Below are 16,323 nucleotides of genomic sequence, written 5' to 3' on the forward strand. Positions count from 1 at the left end.
CAGATAGTGCAGTATGTATGACCAACCTATCAATAATCTGCTGTGAGTGCCTAGTATGAGCCAATCACCCCATATGTCTTTAATCAATGCGATTGCTGCCAGCGTCAATGATGACGCGAGCATCGCAATGGTTAACGATAGCGTACGTGCATCCATCGGCAAGGTGGTCTGTGTCGGTCGTAACTATGCGGAGCACGCCCGCGAGCTTGGCAATGAGATACCAAAATCACCCATCTTATTTATGAAACCAGCATCGTCATTGGTCAGTGTGCGTCATGATATCGTCCGTCCCAATCCAGCGATATATGGTGAGACCCATTATGAAGCTGAGCTGTGTGTACAATTAGCAGCAGACTTATCGGCAGCCACGCTTGAACAAGCACAGCAAGCGATTGGTGGCGTGACTTTGGGGCTGGATTTGACCTTACGTGACTTGCAAAGTAAGCTCAAAGAGAAAGGTCATCCGTGGGAGCGTGCTAAGTGTTTTGATGGTGCCTGTGTACTTGCCGATTGGATTGATCCGCAAGCGTTTGGTGATTTTAGTCATGTCGAATATCAGCTTTATATAAATGATGAGCTGAAGCAAGATGGTGATAGTGCTTTGATGCTATTCCCAGTTTATGAATTGCTGGCAGAGATTAGCCATGCCTTTAGCTTACAAGCAGGTGACGTGATTATGACTGGAACGCCAAGCGGCGTTGGCATATTACAAGCAGGCGATGCGTTAAAATTGAAGCTCGGTGCCCATGAATGGCAGGCGCAGGTTCAATAAATTTTTATAGCAGTACTATTTTATCAGTCGTCAAATGCAGCGACGCTATCAAAAAATCCCAAGTTAACGCTTGGGATTTTTTCGTTTTATGAGGTGCTTACACAGTGCTGTCATGAGACTGTCATCTATGTTTCAACGTTCTGTCATAAACTCTCGGTAGACTTAGGCGTAATTCGTATTTTGTAGTGATAATTGTAAAGCCGCGACCAACTCTCCGCCAATCCAGCCTAACAGCAAGGTGACTGATAATGACATTATTGAATAATAAACAACCACTTGCCCATGAAGTCGTTGAAGACTCTAATCCGACTGACAATATCGATTTTCAAACCATTATTAGTCGTCGTTTAAATCGTCGTAGTATCCTAAAGGGTGGCACAGGATTGACGGCGGCGGCTTTTTTTGGGGCGCTACCTTTGGTTGGCTGTAGCGATGATGATGACAGCAGTCCTATCAACAATACTGATAATAACGCGGCTATCCCTGCACAGGGCGATCTCAAACGTCCTGAGACTTTGAAATTTACGGCAGTGGCGCATTCAACTGCCGAAACGATGAGCGTGGCAGCAGGCTATAAAGCCGAGATGATTATTACCACTTGGTACGCCGCTGATATCTGGTATCGATGATTGGAAAGACAACCGAGAGCAGTCGGCAGAGTCATTCGAATGGCGCATGGGTGATAACCATGATGGCATGTGGTTCTTTGGTAAAAAGGGCGGCGCTTATGATGCCAAAGCGGCAGAGAATGGGCTGCTAGTGATGAATCATGAATATGTAAACAGTAATGAGCTGAGTCCGTTTGGCTATCATGTGATCCAAGATAACAACGCCGCGCCCATCTTTAAAAAGTCGACTTGCTAGTGATGTGCGCCGTGAGGTTAATTGCCATGGTGTTGCGGTGGTCGAGATGACCAAACGTACTGATGGTAAGGGTTATGAGATGGTGGCTGATTCGAAATATAATCGCCGTCTCACGAGTAGTAGTACGGCGCAGTTAACAGGGCCCGTTGCTGGCTCTGATTTGGTCAAGACTAAGTTTGATCCGACAGGCTTTCAGACGCGCGGCATCAATAATAACTGCGGTGCAGGTTTGTCACCTTGGGGCACCTATCTGACCACCGAAGAGAACTTTTTAGGGGTATTCGCCCGTGGGCAAGATGCTAGCCAATTAAGTGATGGGCAAAACTATGGTCGCGAGCGCTACGGTGCAACAGAGGATTTCCCAGGCTGGGAGTATCTGTGGCACACACCTGAAGCCAAAGATGCCAAGATAGCCGATGAATTTTCGCGCTGGGATATGACCGCCGTCGGTACCAGTGCTGCTGACGATTATCGTAATGGCTTTAATACCTTTGGCTATATCACCGAAATTGACCCGTTTGACCAAAACTCTATGCCGCAAAAACGTACGGCACTGGGACGTTTTGCCCATGAAAACTGTGCTTATGCGCCCGTTGAACAAGGCAAACCGGTGGTTTTTTATATGGGCGATGATGCTCGCGGCGAATATATTTATAAGTTTGTCTCCAAAGCCACATGGTCAAATAGTGATATCGGTGGTGGCTTAAAAGCGGGCGATAAATATTTGAATGATGGGACGCTCTATGTTGCTATCTTTAATGAAGATGGCAGCGGTGAGTGGAAAGCACTCGTCCATAGTCAAAACGGACTGGATGCTTCCAATACGGTATTGCCTTTTAATGGACAGGATGAGGTGTTGGTTTTTGCTCGTGCCGCAGCAGATGTGGTCGGCGCCACCAAAATGGATCGACCAGAGTGGGTGTCGGTTAGCCCTATGACTGGTGAGGTGTACGTCACATTGACCAATAATAAATACCGCGGCGTACGCGAAGATCAACCTGTGTCAGCCTCTAATCCGCGTAGCTATCAGGCAGGTGAAAAAGCGGCAGGTAATGACAACGGTCATATCATTCGCTGGGCAGAAGCAGGTGGTGATCATGCGGCCATGAGTTTTGAGTGGGATATTTATCTGTTTGCTACGCCTTATGATCTGGCCGCAGAAAATTTGTCACAGTTAAATGATAGCAATGATTTGTCTTCTCCCGATGGTTTGTACTTTGATCCACGTGGCGTATTGTGGATTCAGACCGATGATGGCGCTTATACCGATACCACCAGCTGTATGTTACTGGCGGCGCTGCCGGGTAAAGTCAGTGATGGGACAGCCATAACGACCTCAGCAGGACAACAAACACGAGTTGGGATGCCTGCTAGTAATGACAATATCAAACGTTTTTTTGTCGGTCCTGAAGGCTGTGAAGTCACAGGTATTACCATGGCTCCTGACTTTAAAACCTTATTTATCAATATTCAGCATCCGGGTAATACTTGGGGCGCTATTGCTGGAGGCAGTACGCCGCGCTCAGCGACCGTAATGATTACGCGTGAAGATGGCGACGTCATACTGGCAGAGTCGTTTGTCTAGTTAGACATTTGCATGAGTAATGTGTCTTTCTCAACAAAAAAATCCCAAGTCATGGCTTGGGATTTTGTATTTTGGAGGATAGTTATTAATATGCAAGCATTGGTATTAAAGGATAGCGCCTTTCTTTGACAATAAAGATACTTGATAGTTAAATCATTCTCTTCTGTTTATGACAATTACAGGATAGTATGGAAAATCCTTTCAACTGCTTGATATGTTAACACTATGACCAGTCCAAAACCTTTAGAAATCATTCATGATTTATTTGCCACCACTCGGCGTCCAACTGCTATTGAGTCGGATACTGGTGAAGGTTTTCAGGGCGATGTCTATGAAGAGTTGGCGAAACTCGAATATATCTATGTCGATGAGCTGAGCGCCGAGACGGTAGATAACAGCTATAGTAAACCGCATCAGCCCATTACTTTGGTTGATTTTTTGAAGGATTGGCTCAGTTGGCAACGATGGGCGTGGTGGAAGTCACTGATATTGTAGAGGCTATCCATCGTGAGATTCTGCTGCGTCCTTTAGGGCGGTTTAATAAAGGCAATATTGAGCACTGGCAGCGCGGTATCACGGGGCGGATTTATGGCACGGTGCGTTATACGATGCAATTGGTGGGCAATAATCTTGCCTCAGGGCTGCGTCTTTATAACACTGTTTCTAAACCCAAAAAATACAACCTTTACCCAAAAACTTACGTCGCTTGGTCAATATTCTAAATGGCGTCATGGGCGATCATCTTATCACTCATCACAATCCATTGGCAGTATCGATGGTGCTATACGATGAATACAATCGTGTACAAAGTGGCGCGCTGTCAGGGCGTGTTATTATCTTATGCCATGGGCTTTGTATGAGTCACTTGAGCTGGCAGGTATCTGGAGAAGGCAATTTGGGTGAAGCGTTGGTCAAGCACTTGCCAAAAGCGACGGTTCTGTATTTAAACTATAATACGGGTCGGCGTATTTCTAGCAACGGACGTAGCTTTGCAAAAGTTTTGCAAGATTTGGTTGAGAATAATCCCGACGTCACTCAGATAGATTTAATCGGTCATAGTATGGGCGGTTTGTTGAGCCGTAGTGCGCTATTTTATGGTAAAGAGCAGGGCTTTAGCTGGGTCAAACGCGTAGGCAATCTTGTCACCTTAGGCTCACCGCATCATGGCGCAAGCTTGGAGCAGATTGGACATTTTGTTCAAGATAAAATCGCTAAGCTGCCTTTTGCAGGATCATTGGCTAAATTGGGCGACTTGCGTAGCGCTGGTATTATAGATTTACGTTACGGCAGTATTCGCGATGCTGATTGGAAGTCTACCGAAGGGCGCAGCGTGCTGCCAGCAGAGTTTCGTCATCCCACGCGTTTGCCCCTGCATGTGAACACCTATTTAGTGGCGGCAGCTTTGATTGAAACTCATTATGAATCTAAGACCACAAGTTTGCTTGGGGACGGGTTGGTCTCAGTAGAGTCAGCGCTCGGCGAATATACCGAAGAGCATACGCTAGCAGTACCAGAGGGACATAAGGCGATTTTTTATGGAGTCAATCACATGAATTTAATCTACAGCGATAGTACATACATGAGCAAGTTATTGCTTGGCTGTTGGATAATAGGCTAGGCGATGCCCATGATGCAAAGTATGGGCTTGATAGTCGTATCTATTCTTATCCAGAAGTGGATGAAGTAGCCAATTAAGCGTGCTCGAAACCAGTTATATCGTCAGTCATAAATTTCAAGCCATGACATTAAAAACCCCCAAGCATGATACTTGAGGGTTTTTTTATTACTAAGCGAGCTGCACTAAATCCTAATTACTCAGAAAATATCGTGGTCACATCGTCTTTATTAAATTTATACATCTCGCCACAAAATCCGCAATCCATCTCAAAGTTACCGCCTTGCTCATCAATGATGTCTAAGGCTTCTGCTTCACCGATTTGCTCAATGGCCATCTCACATTTCTCACGTGAGCAGGTGCAACCAAATGATAATGCAACAGGATCGGGCGCGACGACATTTTCTTCATGATACAAGCGATAAAGGATTTCGTTGGCATCAAGCGTGGTCAACTCTTCAGCTTTCACTGTCCGTGTCAAAACGCTCAGACGCGTCCACAAGTCATCGTCGATACCCGCATCTTGGTTTTGCTCGACTTCATAGGTTTCTTCAGCAGTACGAGGAAGCATCTGTACCAACATGCCACCCGCTTGCAGACCATCAGATGCCAAATTAATCAAGGTTGGAATCTGCGCCGATTGCTTTTGGTAGTGCGCTAAGCAGTCTGCCAAATTGTCATGGCTGCGCTCGACGATGCCTTGATAGGCTTCGCCGCCTTCAGGTTGAATGTTAATAAACAACACGCCTTGACCCATCGCACCCAATTCAGCAAATGCCTCTTTGGCATGAGTCATATTTTCCCAAGCCTGTACTTGCTCATCAGTCTCACCCTTCCAGCTAGCAAGGGCACGGATGATACCGTCTTGATTGCATTCTGCCATTGCCCAGTTTAGCAAGCTATCGCTGTCTGATGATTGCAATTGAATCGACAGATGACCATTGATTTTGACCGTGCCGATAAGCAAACTCGCTGCTGTCAGCATCTCACCCAATAAGCGCTTAATCGCTTCAGGATAAGGCTTTTGGGCTATCGTACTGGCATAGCTGCGTGATAGGCGCACCACATCACCGCGCACTGGCGAATCTTCAATAAAGAAACGTTGACGTACGTCATTGTCACTATGGTTGCCAGCGTTCTGGCTGTCCGTATTAGGGACTTGAGTATCTTGTGTCATAGGTCATTTATAGTATTAAGAAGTTGATAGCTTTATGGGGATTCATCGTGATTTATCAATTGCCCGTTAGATATTGTTTAACAGATTAAAGGCGTTTATTGGATAGTTATGGTGATACTAAACCCGATATCCTTAAAAATAAGCCTCATTAAAAATTTTTTACCCACACCCGCTAATTTGTTGTACAGTAACATTAAGTTGCATTGTGATAAATAACAGCAACAACAACCGCATGGATGCGTGGCAATGAGGTCAATGAATAAGACCTGTGTCGTCCAAGCACTCATTTAATCTTGTGATAATGTGATAAAAGGATGTATCTCATGAGCTATCTATCTTCTAGGTCTTTCTCTAAACCTTTAACTCTCGCTGCTTTTATGGCGCTAGGTCTTGCAGGGTGTAATAACAGTAGCCAAACCAGCACTGATGTGCCAGCAGATGATGCAACAGCGACAGAAACCACTACCAACGGTACTCAAAAAAATCAAAGACTCGGGTACTATCGTGGTCGGTCACCGTGACTCTTCTATTCCATTTTCTTATATCGCTGACGACCCAAATCAGCCGATTGGTTATGCACACGATTTAGAGATGAAAGTCGTCGAAGCGGTTAAGCAAAAGCTAAACATGCCAGACCTCAACGTCCGTTATAACCTTATCACCTCACAAACCCGTATTCCCTTGGTACAAAACGGCACGGTCGACTTTGAATGTGGTTCGACCACCAACAACGAAGAGCGTCAAAAACAAGTGGCATTCTCCAACGGTTTCTTTGAAATCGGTACGCGTCTATTGACCAAAAAGACTCAGGTATTCAAGATTTCGAAGACCTAAAAGGTAAGACCTTAGTCACGACCGCAGGCACAACTTCAGAGCGTTATATTCGTCAGTATAACGATGACAACAAAATGGACATGAATATCATCTCAGCAAAAGACCACGGCGAAGGCTTCCTTATGCTAGAAAATGGTCGCGCGGATGCCTTTATGATGGATGATGTACTACTTGCTGGCGAAAAAGCCAAAGCAAAAAATCCTGATGAATGGGTCATCGTCGGCACGCCGCAATCGTTTGAGATTTATGGTTGTATGATGCGTAAGGATGATCCTGAGTTCAAAGCAGTGGTCGATGAAGCGTTAGCGAATGTCTTTAAATCAGGGGAAATCAACAGCATTTATGACAAGTGGTTCTTAAACCCAATCCCACCAAAGAACGTCAATCTAAACTTTGAGATGTCTGACAACTTAAAAGCCTTGATTGCCAGTCCGCATGACAGCGCTCAGCCGAAAGTTGCGACGGCACAGTAATTATTGTCCTGCAACATAGCTTGCTTACGTGTTCAGACTGATGTTGATGTCAATCTGAACACGTAGGATTTTCAGTCGCTGCTCGGAGAGACAACCATGAATTATAGCTGGAACTGGGGTGTGCTCTTTGAGCAGACTGGTATCGGTAATGAGCTTTATATCCATTGGATGATTACTGGTCTTGGCTGGCTACTATTGATTGGTAGTATCGCATGGGCCATTGCTATGGTCGTAGGTACTATCTTTGGCATTATGCGTACTTTGCCTAATAAGACCGCTCGTGCCATTGGCACCGCTTATGTGACATTTTTTCGTAATATTCCACTGCTTGTCCAGTTTTCTTTTGGTTTTATATTGCACCTGGCTGGCTCACGCCCACGATACAAGAATGGTGGTATAAGGATTTATCGCCCAACACGTCAGCCATGCTCTCAGCAAGTATCGGTCTTGGCTTATTACCGCCGCTCGTATCGTTGAACAAGTACGTACAGGTATTGAGTCGTTGCCCGAAGGTCAGATCAATGCTGCTTATGCACTAGGCTTTAGTATTCCGCAAGTCTACAAAGAGTACTGCTACCGCAGGCCTTTCGTATTATTCTGCCACCGCTCAGCTCTGAGCTGACCAACTGCTTCAAAAACGCCTCCGTTGCCTCATTAGTGGGGGTAATGGAGCTGATTAGTCAAACCAAAACCATCAGCGAATACACCCAAAACAGCATCGAGATTTATACCTACGCGACGATTATTATTTAGTATTTAACTTATCGTTGATTGCTATTATGGGGTTAATTGAGCGCAAACTGCGTGTACCTGGGCTCATTGCAGGAGGTCAGAAATGAACATGATGACCGAATTGGCAACAGCCTATCCTGGTTTGATGGGCGGCATGATTACCACCTTAAAGGTGCTGTTTTTGGCGATTATTGGTGGTATTAGCTTAGGAACGGTATTGGCGTTGATGCGCTTGTCTGGTATCAAAGCGCTTGAGATTCCAGCAAAGCTATACGTCAATTACTTCCGTTCTGTACCGCTACTACTGGTGCTACTGTGGTTTTACTTTGCCGTACCGATGATTTATTTTTGGATAGCGGGTAAGTACTTACAACTTGATGCTGCTTTTGCCTCTTGTGTGGTTGCTTTTATGATGTTTGAAGCCGCTTACTTTTCAGAGGTGGTGCGTGCTGGTATTCAATCGATTGGTAGTGGGCAGGTCAATGCCGCCAAAGCGCTGGGTATGACTTATGGGCAGACCATGCGTCTGGTTATTTTGCCACAAGCCTTTCGCAAAATGCTGCCGCTAATCTTACAACAGTGTATTATTTTATTCCAAGATACGACGTTGGTTTTCGCTATTGGTTTGACAGACTTTTTCCGTGCCGCCTATGTACGCGGTGAGCTTATGGGTTTGCTGACGCCTTACATTTTGGGTGCGGGTGCGGTGTATTTTATCATCAGTGTCAGTGCCTCCGTGGGTGTACAACAATTGCAAAAGCGTTTGCGATTCTGATAGATATTTATCTTGGCTTGCGCTTTTTGAGTGTTGAGGCTTTGGTTGAGTAGTTGATCTAACTTTTCTTAAATGACGATTATTAAAAACAATGTGGTTAGGAGCCAGTGATGAGCAAAGCTGATACATACTTAAATGCCTTTGGCGGACTGGTCACCAATAATGGTCATGCTAGTGATGAGATGGTCATTCAAATGTCCGATGTCAGCAAATGGTATGGGGATTTTCAAGTATTGAGTGATTGTACGGCGCATGTACATAAAGGTGATGTCGTCGTCGTGTGCGGGCCATCAGGTAGTGGTAAGTCAACCTTGATTAAGACGGTCAATGGACTGGAACCTTTTCAAGAAGGTGGAATCATGGTGAATGGTATCTCAGTTGGTGCAGCAAAAACCAATCTGCCGAAATTACGCAGCCGTGTCGGTATGGTCTTTCAGCATTTTGAGCTATTTCCGCATTTGACCATTATTGATAATTTAACGGTGGCGCAAATAAAAGTATTGGGTCGCAAAGAGAGCGAGGCCAAACAAAAAGCCATGGCATATTTAGATCGTGTTGGACTAACGGTACAGGCCGCGAAATATCCCGCGGAGCTATCGGGTGGTCAGCAGCAGCGTGTTGCAATTGCACGAGCGCTGGCAATGGATCCTGTAGCGATGCTCTTTGATGAGCCGACCTCTGCTCTTGACCCTGAGATGATTCAAGAAGTACTTGATGTTATGGTCGAGTTGACTCGCGATGGCATGACCATGATGTGTGTTACCCATGAAATGGGCTTTGCCAGTCAAGTAGCCAACCGTATTATCTTTATGGACGAAGGTCATATTGTCGAGAACTGTAGTAAGGATGAGTTTTTTGAAGGGGCAAAAAGTGATCGCGCGCAACTGTTCTTATCGAAGATTTTGAATCATTAAAACTCTCTACTGCGTTATTCGAATTATTTATAAATAGCAGATCTAAAAAGCACCTACTAAATAGGCGCTTTTTTTGTGCCCGCAGATTATTAGTAGATTTATATTCAAGGATATTATTGGTATAAGTAAATGATATAGTTGGTTTAATATAACGCGGGTACGAAAAGGGCAACTGACAGTATTATAAATAGTAGACTGAATAAGCCTGACAACGTATTTCATTATATAGGATCAACTATAGTGACAGGTTAGCTGTCTTTATCGTTTTTTAAGGCACGCTTTTGTGACTCTATTCTAGTATTTATACGCTTGTAATAAGTTGCATTTTATCTAACACTCATTCGAGGACAAAGAATGACATCAATGCGAACCGTTGGAATATTACTATTTAACGAAGTCGAAGTGTTGGACTTCGCAGGACCTTTTGAGGTGTTTTCATTGGCTGCCAATGCTACTAGTGATAAATACTTCAAAGTTATTACCATTGCTGAGCATCACGCGCCGATATCTGCTAGAAACGGTCTACGTGTTGTTCCTGATTACAGTTTTTCCAACCATCCAGACATTGATGTTTTAGTAGTTCCTGGTGGTTATGGTGCCGAAAAAATAGAGATAAACAATCCAGTGGTTATCGATTGGATTGTCACTCAAGCTAAGCTCGTTGATTTGACACTTTCAGTTTGCACGGGTGCTTTGTTGCTCGCTAAGGCTGGGTTATTGGCTGGCAAGTCTGCAACCACTCATTGGATGGACTTATATAATCTAGCATCCTATGCTGATATTGATGTGATCTCTCATACTCGTTTTGTCGACGCTAGTGATGAAAGTGCTAAGCTGATAACTTCGGCAGGAATAAGCGCAGGTATTCATGCCAGTCTATATTGCTTGGAGACGTTAATAGATACTAAAACCATGCAAGCAACGGCAAAACGTATGGAGTTTGATCTGGATTAAAATATTTTTTTAGAGCATCTATTAATAGGTGCTTTTTCTGTGCCAATAGAATATTAGTAGATTGATGCATTCAATCGCGACGTTGGTACGATTCACTACATAAGTGAAAAGGTGAGTGAATACCTGTTTACTGATACAATAGCGGTCAATATTTTTGATAATTAAAATAATTCATAAACCGTATTGGAGTTCATATGAGTGTAGAAAATTCATTAGTAGAGTCATCTAAAGGTATCGTCATTATCGGTGCAGGATTGGCTGGCTGGCATGTCATCGATGCCATTCGTGCAAAAGACAAAGGTATCCCGATTACCTTAATTACTGCCGACAGTGGCGATCGTTATCACAAGCCAATGCTGACCATGGCGATTAGCCAAAAGAAAAGTGCAGCAGATTTGGTCAGAGCAACGGGCATTGATGCCGCAGAAGCTGCAAATGTTAAGCTACTTGCCAACACGCAAGTGACGGATGTTGATACGACCACTCAACAGTTGCAGCTTATCTCTGCGCTGCGCTCAGATCCCGTTTATACCAATTACGCTACGATCGGCTATGACAAGCTGGTACTAGCGATGGGTGCGCATCCTATCTTCCCAAAAAGCTTGCCAGAGGAACTAGTCTGGCATGTCAATCATATTGAGCGCTTTGGACAGTTGCAAGAAAAGCTAGCAACTGGCAGTCAGCACGTTGCTATTGTCGGCGCGGGTATGGTTGGGACGGAGATTGCAGAAGACTTATTAAAAGCAGGTCATCAAGTGACGCTCATTGATCTAAACGATGCGCCACTATCACAAATGCTACCGCCAAAAGCAACTTCTCGTATCGCCCAAGCGGTCAATTCGCAAGGGATTAACTTTTTAGGAGGGTATCAGGTATCTGCTATTACTCGTCTCAGTGATGGAAAACTGCAGGTCAGTTATGAGGCGCTAGCATCAGCGACAGACAGCAGTACTGCTGAGCCAATCGAACCGCTCATCGTGGATCATGTGATTGCCAGTACAGGTCTGACGGTCGATGACAAACTGCCTACCGCAGCTGGTGTCGAGTTGACCGTCGCACTGGTATCGTGGTGGATGCGCCGACCTTGCGTACCAGTACAGCCAATATTTATGCGATTGGTGACTGTATGTCTATCGATGGCGTGCCGTGTCGTTACGTCGCACCGTTGCGCGCGCAGGCTGCTACCATTGCTGATGATGTATTAGGTCTAGAGCATAATGGCTACGATCATAAGCCGCCAATGATTCGCCTGAAAAATAAAGCAATCTCCGTCATGGTGACAGGTGTGCCAAAAGCGACTGGCAATTGGCAGGTCAAAATAGAAAGTGATGAAGAGTTGGTCATGGACTTGCTAAATGATAGTGATGAAGTCAGCGCAACGGTAACGATTAAATCGCCTGTAGTGCCTAAAGTATAATTGTAAAAGTATTATAAATTATAGCCAGTGTTGCCATCTTTATGCAGCACTGGCTTTTTTATGTCTATCGTATCTTTATATAAATAATCAACTTAATAAGATGGCGCAGCAATAGTAATCGATACGTCCTGTATCAATATTATTGACAGGCTTTCATTTAAGAGGCTATATTGGTTAGGGCTTGATTTAATTATAGTCTATGGTGACAGAGAATATTCAAGGAAGAATATGACATTTACCTTTGTAGTATTACCGCTCTGATAACAAACACCAAACAGCAAAACGAAAGGACTCGTGATGACTCAGATTACCGATTTTGACAGCATTATTAATGAAAGTACGCCTAATAACATTATTCTCAATAATATCCAAAGTTAATGTAGGCGTGCGTTCAGCAAATGCGCCACTCACCCAAAGCCATAAAGGTATTGATGTGCCGCTGATTGAAGCGACAATCGGTGATTTTTTTGATGCTATTGTCAAAAATATCCTGATCGTGAAGCTTTGGTTTCTCGCCATCAAATATCCGTTGGATCATCGTGAGCTACAAGAGAAAGTTAATCAGTTAGCGAGTGCCATGATTGAAATGGGGCTAGAAATCGGTGATCGCATCGGTATCTGGTCACACAATAATGCTGAATGGCTGCTGATGCAATTGGCAACCGCGAAAGTCGGCGTTATCCTCGTCAATATCAATCCTGCTTACCGTACCTTTGAGCTGCAATATGCACTGAATAAGTGGGCTGTTCGGCATTGGTATTAATGCGTCATTTCAAAAGCAGCGACTATACGCAAATGATTCGTGAGCTTTGTCCTGAGATTTATCATAAGAACTATCAGCAATTGGACTTGGTGGAGATTCCAACGATTGAGCGCATCATTTGGATTGACGAGCCAGCATCTGATGAAAATTTCAATTTTATGCAGAAATTCTCTGCTTGGATGGCAGAGGGTAATGCAAACGACCCTCGTTTAGCTGCGCGCCAAGCCCAGCTAAAGAATACCGATGCTATTAGTGTGCAGTTTACTAGTGGGACAACGGGTACACCAAAAGGCGCTACTTTAACGCATCGAAATATCTTGAATAATGGCTACTTCCTTGGCGAAGGTATGAGGCTGACAGAGGAGGATAGGCTATGCATTCCATTACCGCTTTATCACTGCTTTGGCATGGTAGGTGGTAATTTAGCTATTTTGACCCATGGTGGCTGCGCGGTGTATCCCAACGATGGTTTTGATCCGCTAACGGTATTGCAAACGGTGGAAGAGGAAAAATGTACCGCCTTGCTTGGGGTACCGACGATGTTTATCGCAGAGCTCGATCATCCAGAATTCGACAGCTTTGATTTGTCCAGCGTACTGGTATCATGGGCGGCTCTAGCTGTCCGATTGAGGTCAGCGCCGCGTCATGGATAAAATGCACATGAGCGAGGTGACGATTGCTTATGGCATGACCGAGACCAGTCCAGCTTCTTGTCAAACCAGCTCGCAAACACCCCTTGAAAAAAGGTTTCTACCGTAGGGATGGTGCGGCCCGCGCTTGAGGTCAAAATCGTGGATACCGAAACGGGTGATGTCGTCCCGATTGGAGAGACGGGCGAATTACTCACTTATGGCTACGCGGTGATGAAAGGCTATTGGGGCAGCCGCTTTAAAACACGCGCGGCGATTACGGATGGCTGGATGCATACGGGTGATTTGGCAGTGATGGACGAAGATGGCTACATCACTGTGGTGGGTCGTAGCAAGGACATGGTCATTCGCGGCGGCGAAAACATCTATCCAGTAGAAGTCGAAAACTATCTCTATCGTCATCCGAAGATTCGCGATGTACAAATCGTCGTGTGTTCCTGATAAAAAGTATGGTGAGGTACTCGCGGCGTGGATTATTACAAAAGAGCCAAATAGCTTAAGCGAAGAAGAGGTAAGGCAGTTTTGTTGTGACCATATTGCTCATTATAAAGTGCCGACCTACTTTCGTTTCGTTGATGAATATCCAATGACCATCACTGGTAAAATTCAGAAATTCAAAATCGTTGAGCAAATGATAAAAGAATTGGGTCTGGAGTGATTTGAGACTATTAATCACTGGAAAAGCCAGCTTTTTTCTATATGTGATAAGGCTGGCTTTTTTGATTTAAGTCATTCAAGAAATTCGTCATTTAATTATGACTGATGAATTTATCGTATATTATCATTTTAAATGATACATATTGTATTACTATTATTGACAGTCTTCGATTTAAGACGGTATAGTAGCTAACGATAGTCAAGACCTGTTCAAGGAAGAATGAATTGATGATAGGCGACTAATAAGTACCATAAAAAGTAAAACGAAAGGACTCGTTATGACGCAAATTCTGATTTCGATGCGACTCAAATTGATTTTGATACTATTCTAAATAGCATTCCTAGTATTAATATGGGCGCACGCTCAGCAAATGCACCGCTTACCCAAAGCTATGATAAAGGCCCTGATGTACCGCTCATTGAAGCGACTATCGGTGACTTTTTTGATGCAATTGTATCTAAGTATCCAGAGCGCGAAGCTTTGGTTTCTCGCCATCAAATATCCGCTGGACTTACCGCGAGCTACAACAGCAAGTCAATCAGCTGGCCAGTAGTATGATTGAGATGGGGCTGGAAATCGGTGATCGCATCGGTATCTGGTCGCACAATAATGTTGAATGGCTGCTCATGCAATTAGCGACGGCAAAAGTCTGGTGTCATCCTTGTCAATATCAATCCTGCCTATCGTACTTTTGAGCTGCAATATGCCTTGAATAAATTGGGCTGCTCAGCGCTCGTACTTATGCGCCATTTCAAAACCAGCGATTACGCCAGTCTCATCAGTGAACTGTGTCCTGAAATTTATCATAAGACTACACTCAGCTTGATTTGGTCGAGATTCCGACGTTGAGCGAAATCATCTGGATTGATGAGCAGCATCTGAAGAAACCTTTGGCTTTATGCAGAAATTCTCTGCATGGATGGCGGAAGGTGATGCCAATGATCCACGGGTTGCAGAGCGCCAAGCCCAGCTCAAAAATACTGACGCTATCAATGTACAGTTCACCAGTGGCACGACTGGTACGCCAAAAGGTGCAACTTTAAGCCATCGTAATATTCTTAACAACGGTTACTTCATCGGTGAGGCCATGAACCTTACTGAAGAAGATAAACTGTGTATTCCGGTGCCACTTTATCACTGCTTTGGTATGGTACTCGGTAACCTAGCGATTCTCACGCATGGTGGCTGTATCGTTTATCCGAACGATGGTTTTGAGCCACTGACGGTATTACAAGCGGTGGAAGAAGAAAAATGTACGGGTCTACATGGCGTGCCAACGATGTTTATCGCTGAGCTTGACCATCCGGAATTTAAAAACTTTGATCTATCGACTTTGCGTACTGGCATCATGGCAGGCTCTAGTTGTCCGATTGAAGTCATGCGCCGCGTCATTGATGAGATGCACATGAGCGAAGTCACCATTGCCTATGGCATGACAGAGACCAGTCCAGTATCTTGCCAGACTAATGAACATACGCCGCTTGATAAGCAAGTATCGACCGTTGGTTTAGTGCAGCCTGCGCTTGAGGTCAAAGTCGTCAATACTGAAACGGGTGAGATTGTCGCATTGGGCGAGACCGGGGAGTTATTGACACGCGGTTATTCAGTGATGAAAGGCTATTGGGGCAGTCGCTTTAAAACCCGCGCGGCTATCCAAGATGGTTGGATGCATACGGGTGATTTGGCTACGATGGATGAAGATGGTTATGTCAAAATCGTTGGTCGTAGTAAAGATATGGTCATTCGCGGCGGCGAGAATATTTATCCGGTCGAAATCGAAAACTATCTCTATCGTCATCCAAAGATTCGGGATGTGCAAATCGTCGGTATTCCTGATAAAAAATATGGCGAAGTACTCGCGGCATGGATTATTCCTAAAGAAGCAGACAGCTTGACAGAAGAGGAAGTTCGCGAGTTCTGTAGCGAGCATATTGCCCATTATAAAGTACCGACTTATTATCGTTTCGTGACTGAATATCCAATGACCATCACTGGGAAAATTCAGAAATATAAAATTATTGAACAAATGAAAGAAGAGCTGGGTTTGTAATCAGATGATGACTTAATCTGTAATACTAAAGACTATTTCAGATCTGTTATATTAAAAATTATTATTATGAGTCAAGACTAAAAGAAAAAA

15 protein-coding genes and 4 pseudogenes are annotated in these 16,323 nt (G+C 44.4%); 18 read left to right on the top strand and 1 reads right to left on the bottom strand.

What is annotated here, in order from left to right:
* Nucleotides 1-127: 127 nt before the first annotated feature.
* The 7 genes from G7Y90_RS05950 (at nt 128) to G7Y90_RS05970 (ending at nt 4,839) form a co-directional block, all read left to right on the top strand.
* Nucleotides 128-772, top strand: a complete 645-nt coding sequence (locus G7Y90_RS05950; RefSeq protein WP_227697625.1) for a fumarylacetoacetate hydrolase family protein — start codon at nt 128-130, stop codon at nt 770-772.
* Between the two features lie 248 nt (nt 773-1,020).
* On the top strand, nt 1,021-1,401 hold the full coding sequence (locus G7Y90_RS18890; protein ID WP_502937403.1) for a hypothetical protein: 381 nt from the start codon (nt 1,021-1,023) through the stop codon (nt 1,399-1,401).
* Nucleotides 1,394-1,636 carry an alkaline phosphatase PhoX gene (locus G7Y90_RS18895; protein ID WP_502937418.1) on the top strand — a complete coding sequence of 81 codons (243 nt, stop codon included), beginning with the start codon at nt 1,394-1,396 and terminating at the stop codon, nt 1,634-1,636. Before G7Y90_RS18890 ends, G7Y90_RS18895 begins: the two co-directional genes overlap by 8 nt.
* Nucleotides 1,637-1,640: 4 nt before the next feature.
* Nucleotides 1,641-3,221: a PhoX family protein gene (locus G7Y90_RS05955; RefSeq protein WP_502937404.1), complete on the top strand. Its 1,581-nt coding sequence runs from the start codon at nt 1,641-1,643 to the stop codon at nt 3,219-3,221.
* Between the two features lie 225 nt (nt 3,222-3,446).
* The gene (locus G7Y90_RS05960) at nt 3,447-3,716 is read left to right on the top strand and encodes a hypothetical protein (protein ID WP_250163659.1); all 270 of its coding nucleotides are present in this window, start codon (nt 3,447-3,449) and stop codon (nt 3,714-3,716) included.
* On the top strand, nt 3,677-3,943 hold the full coding sequence (locus G7Y90_RS05965; RefSeq protein ID WP_250163660.1) for a hypothetical protein: 267 nt from the start codon (nt 3,677-3,679) through the stop codon (nt 3,941-3,943). The genes G7Y90_RS05960 and G7Y90_RS05965 overlap by 40 nt, the downstream gene beginning before the upstream one ends.
* Nucleotides 3,928-4,839: an esterase/lipase family protein gene (locus G7Y90_RS05970; protein ID WP_250163661.1), complete on the top strand. Its 912-nt coding sequence runs from the start codon at nt 3,928-3,930 to the stop codon at nt 4,837-4,839. Before G7Y90_RS05965 ends, G7Y90_RS05970 begins: the two co-directional genes overlap by 16 nt.
* Nucleotides 4,840-5,032: 193 nt before the next feature.
* Here the strand turns inward: G7Y90_RS05970 and hslO are convergent, their stop codons facing one another.
* On the bottom strand, nt 5,033-6,013 hold the full coding sequence (gene hslO / locus G7Y90_RS05975; protein ID WP_055123454.1) for an Hsp33 family molecular chaperone HslO: 981 nt from the start codon (nt 6,011-6,013) through the stop codon (nt 5,033-5,035).
* 323 nt (nt 6,014-6,336) lie between these two features.
* Between hslO and G7Y90_RS05980 the strand changes: the two are divergent.
* From G7Y90_RS05980 to G7Y90_RS06030, 11 genes and pseudogenes are all read left to right on the top strand, one after another.
* Nucleotides 6,337-7,320, top strand: a pseudogene (locus G7Y90_RS05980) (glutamate/aspartate ABC transporter substrate-binding protein).
* Nucleotides 7,321-7,416: 96 nt separating this feature from the next.
* Nucleotides 7,417-8,159 (top strand): annotated as a pseudogene (locus tag G7Y90_RS05985) (amino acid ABC transporter permease).
* Nucleotides 8,156-8,827 (top strand): ABC transporter permease subunit, encoded by a 672-nt coding sequence (locus G7Y90_RS05990; RefSeq protein WP_060490392.1) that lies wholly within the window; start codon nt 8,156-8,158, stop codon nt 8,825-8,827. Before G7Y90_RS05985 ends, G7Y90_RS05990 begins: the two are co-directional and overlap by 4 nt.
* 182 nt (nt 8,828-9,009) lie before the next feature.
* On the top strand, nt 9,010-9,741 hold the full coding sequence (locus tag G7Y90_RS05995) for an amino acid ABC transporter ATP-binding protein (protein WP_045443837.1): 732 nt from the start codon (nt 9,010-9,012) through the stop codon (nt 9,739-9,741).
* 354 nt (nt 9,742-10,095) lie between these two features.
* Nucleotides 10,096-10,695, top strand: a complete 600-nt coding sequence (locus G7Y90_RS06000) for a DJ-1/PfpI family protein (protein WP_250163662.1) — start codon at nt 10,096-10,098, stop codon at nt 10,693-10,695.
* A 194-nt stretch (nt 10,696-10,889) separates the two neighbouring features.
* The gene (locus G7Y90_RS06005; protein ID WP_250163663.1) at nt 10,890-11,900 is read left to right on the top strand and encodes an FAD-dependent oxidoreductase; all 1,011 of its coding nucleotides are present in this window, start codon (nt 10,890-10,892) and stop codon (nt 11,898-11,900) included.
* A complete protein-coding gene (locus G7Y90_RS06010; protein ID WP_250163664.1) occupies nt 11,822-12,112 on the top strand; it encodes a hypothetical protein in 291 nt (96 codons plus the stop codon). Before G7Y90_RS06005 ends, G7Y90_RS06010 begins: the two co-directional genes overlap by 79 nt.
* A gap of 316 nt (nt 12,113-12,428) precedes the next feature.
* Nucleotides 12,429-12,875: an AMP-binding protein gene (locus G7Y90_RS17755; protein WP_284143838.1), complete on the top strand. Its 447-nt coding sequence runs from the start codon at nt 12,429-12,431 to the stop codon at nt 12,873-12,875.
* Between the two features lie 158 nt (nt 12,876-13,033).
* Nucleotides 13,034-13,966, top strand: a pseudogene (locus tag G7Y90_RS17760) (AMP-binding protein).
* The gene (locus tag G7Y90_RS06025) at nt 13,941-14,183 is read left to right on the top strand and encodes an AMP-binding enzyme (RefSeq protein ID WP_250163666.1); all 243 of its coding nucleotides are present in this window, start codon (nt 13,941-13,943) and stop codon (nt 14,181-14,183) included. The pseudogene G7Y90_RS17760 and the gene G7Y90_RS06025 overlap by 26 nt, the downstream one beginning before the upstream one ends.
* 351 nt (nt 14,184-14,534) lie before the next feature.
* Nucleotides 14,535-16,233, top strand: a pseudogene (locus tag G7Y90_RS06030) (AMP-binding protein).
* The last annotated feature ends 90 nt before the right edge of the window (nt 16,234-16,323 follow it).

The sequence above is a fragment of the Psychrobacter sp. WY6 genome (genome assembly GCF_018448495.1).
In the GTDB taxonomy this organism is placed as follows: domain Bacteria; phylum Pseudomonadota; class Gammaproteobacteria; order Pseudomonadales; family Moraxellaceae; genus Psychrobacter.

Excerpts from the sequence above, each read along its gene's own strand:
- G7Y90_RS05995 (WP_045443837.1), top strand. The coding sequence starts at position 9,010 with ATGGTCATTCAAATGTCCGATGTCAGCAAATGGTATGGGGATTTTCAA.
- G7Y90_RS06005 (WP_250163663.1), top strand. The coding sequence starts at position 10,890 with ATGAGTGTAGAAAATTCATTAGTAGAGTCATCTAAAGGTATCGTCATT.
- G7Y90_RS18890 (WP_502937403.1), top strand. The coding sequence starts at position 1,021 with ATGACATTATTGAATAATAAACAACCACTTGCCCATGAAGTCGTTGAA.
- G7Y90_RS05950 (WP_227697625.1), top strand. The coding sequence starts at position 128 with ATGGTTAACGATAGCGTACGTGCATCCATCGGCAAGGTGGTCTGTGTC.
- G7Y90_RS05990 (WP_060490392.1), top strand. The coding sequence starts at position 8,156 with ATGAACATGATGACCGAATTGGCAACAGCCTATCCTGGTTTGATGGGC.
- G7Y90_RS06000 (WP_250163662.1), top strand. The coding sequence starts at position 10,096 with ATGACATCAATGCGAACCGTTGGAATATTACTATTTAACGAAGTCGAA.
- G7Y90_RS05960 (WP_250163659.1), top strand. The coding sequence starts at position 3,447 with ATGACCAGTCCAAAACCTTTAGAAATCATTCATGATTTATTTGCCACC.
- G7Y90_RS06025 (WP_250163666.1), top strand. The coding sequence starts at position 13,941 with ATGTACAAATCGTCGTGTGTTCCTGATAAAAAGTATGGTGAGGTACTC.
- G7Y90_RS06010 (WP_250163664.1), top strand. The coding sequence starts at position 11,822 with ATGTCTATCGATGGCGTGCCGTGTCGTTACGTCGCACCGTTGCGCGCG.
- hslO (WP_055123454.1), bottom strand. The coding sequence starts at position 6,013 with ATGACACAAGATACTCAAGTCCCTAATACGGACAGCCAGAACGCTGGC.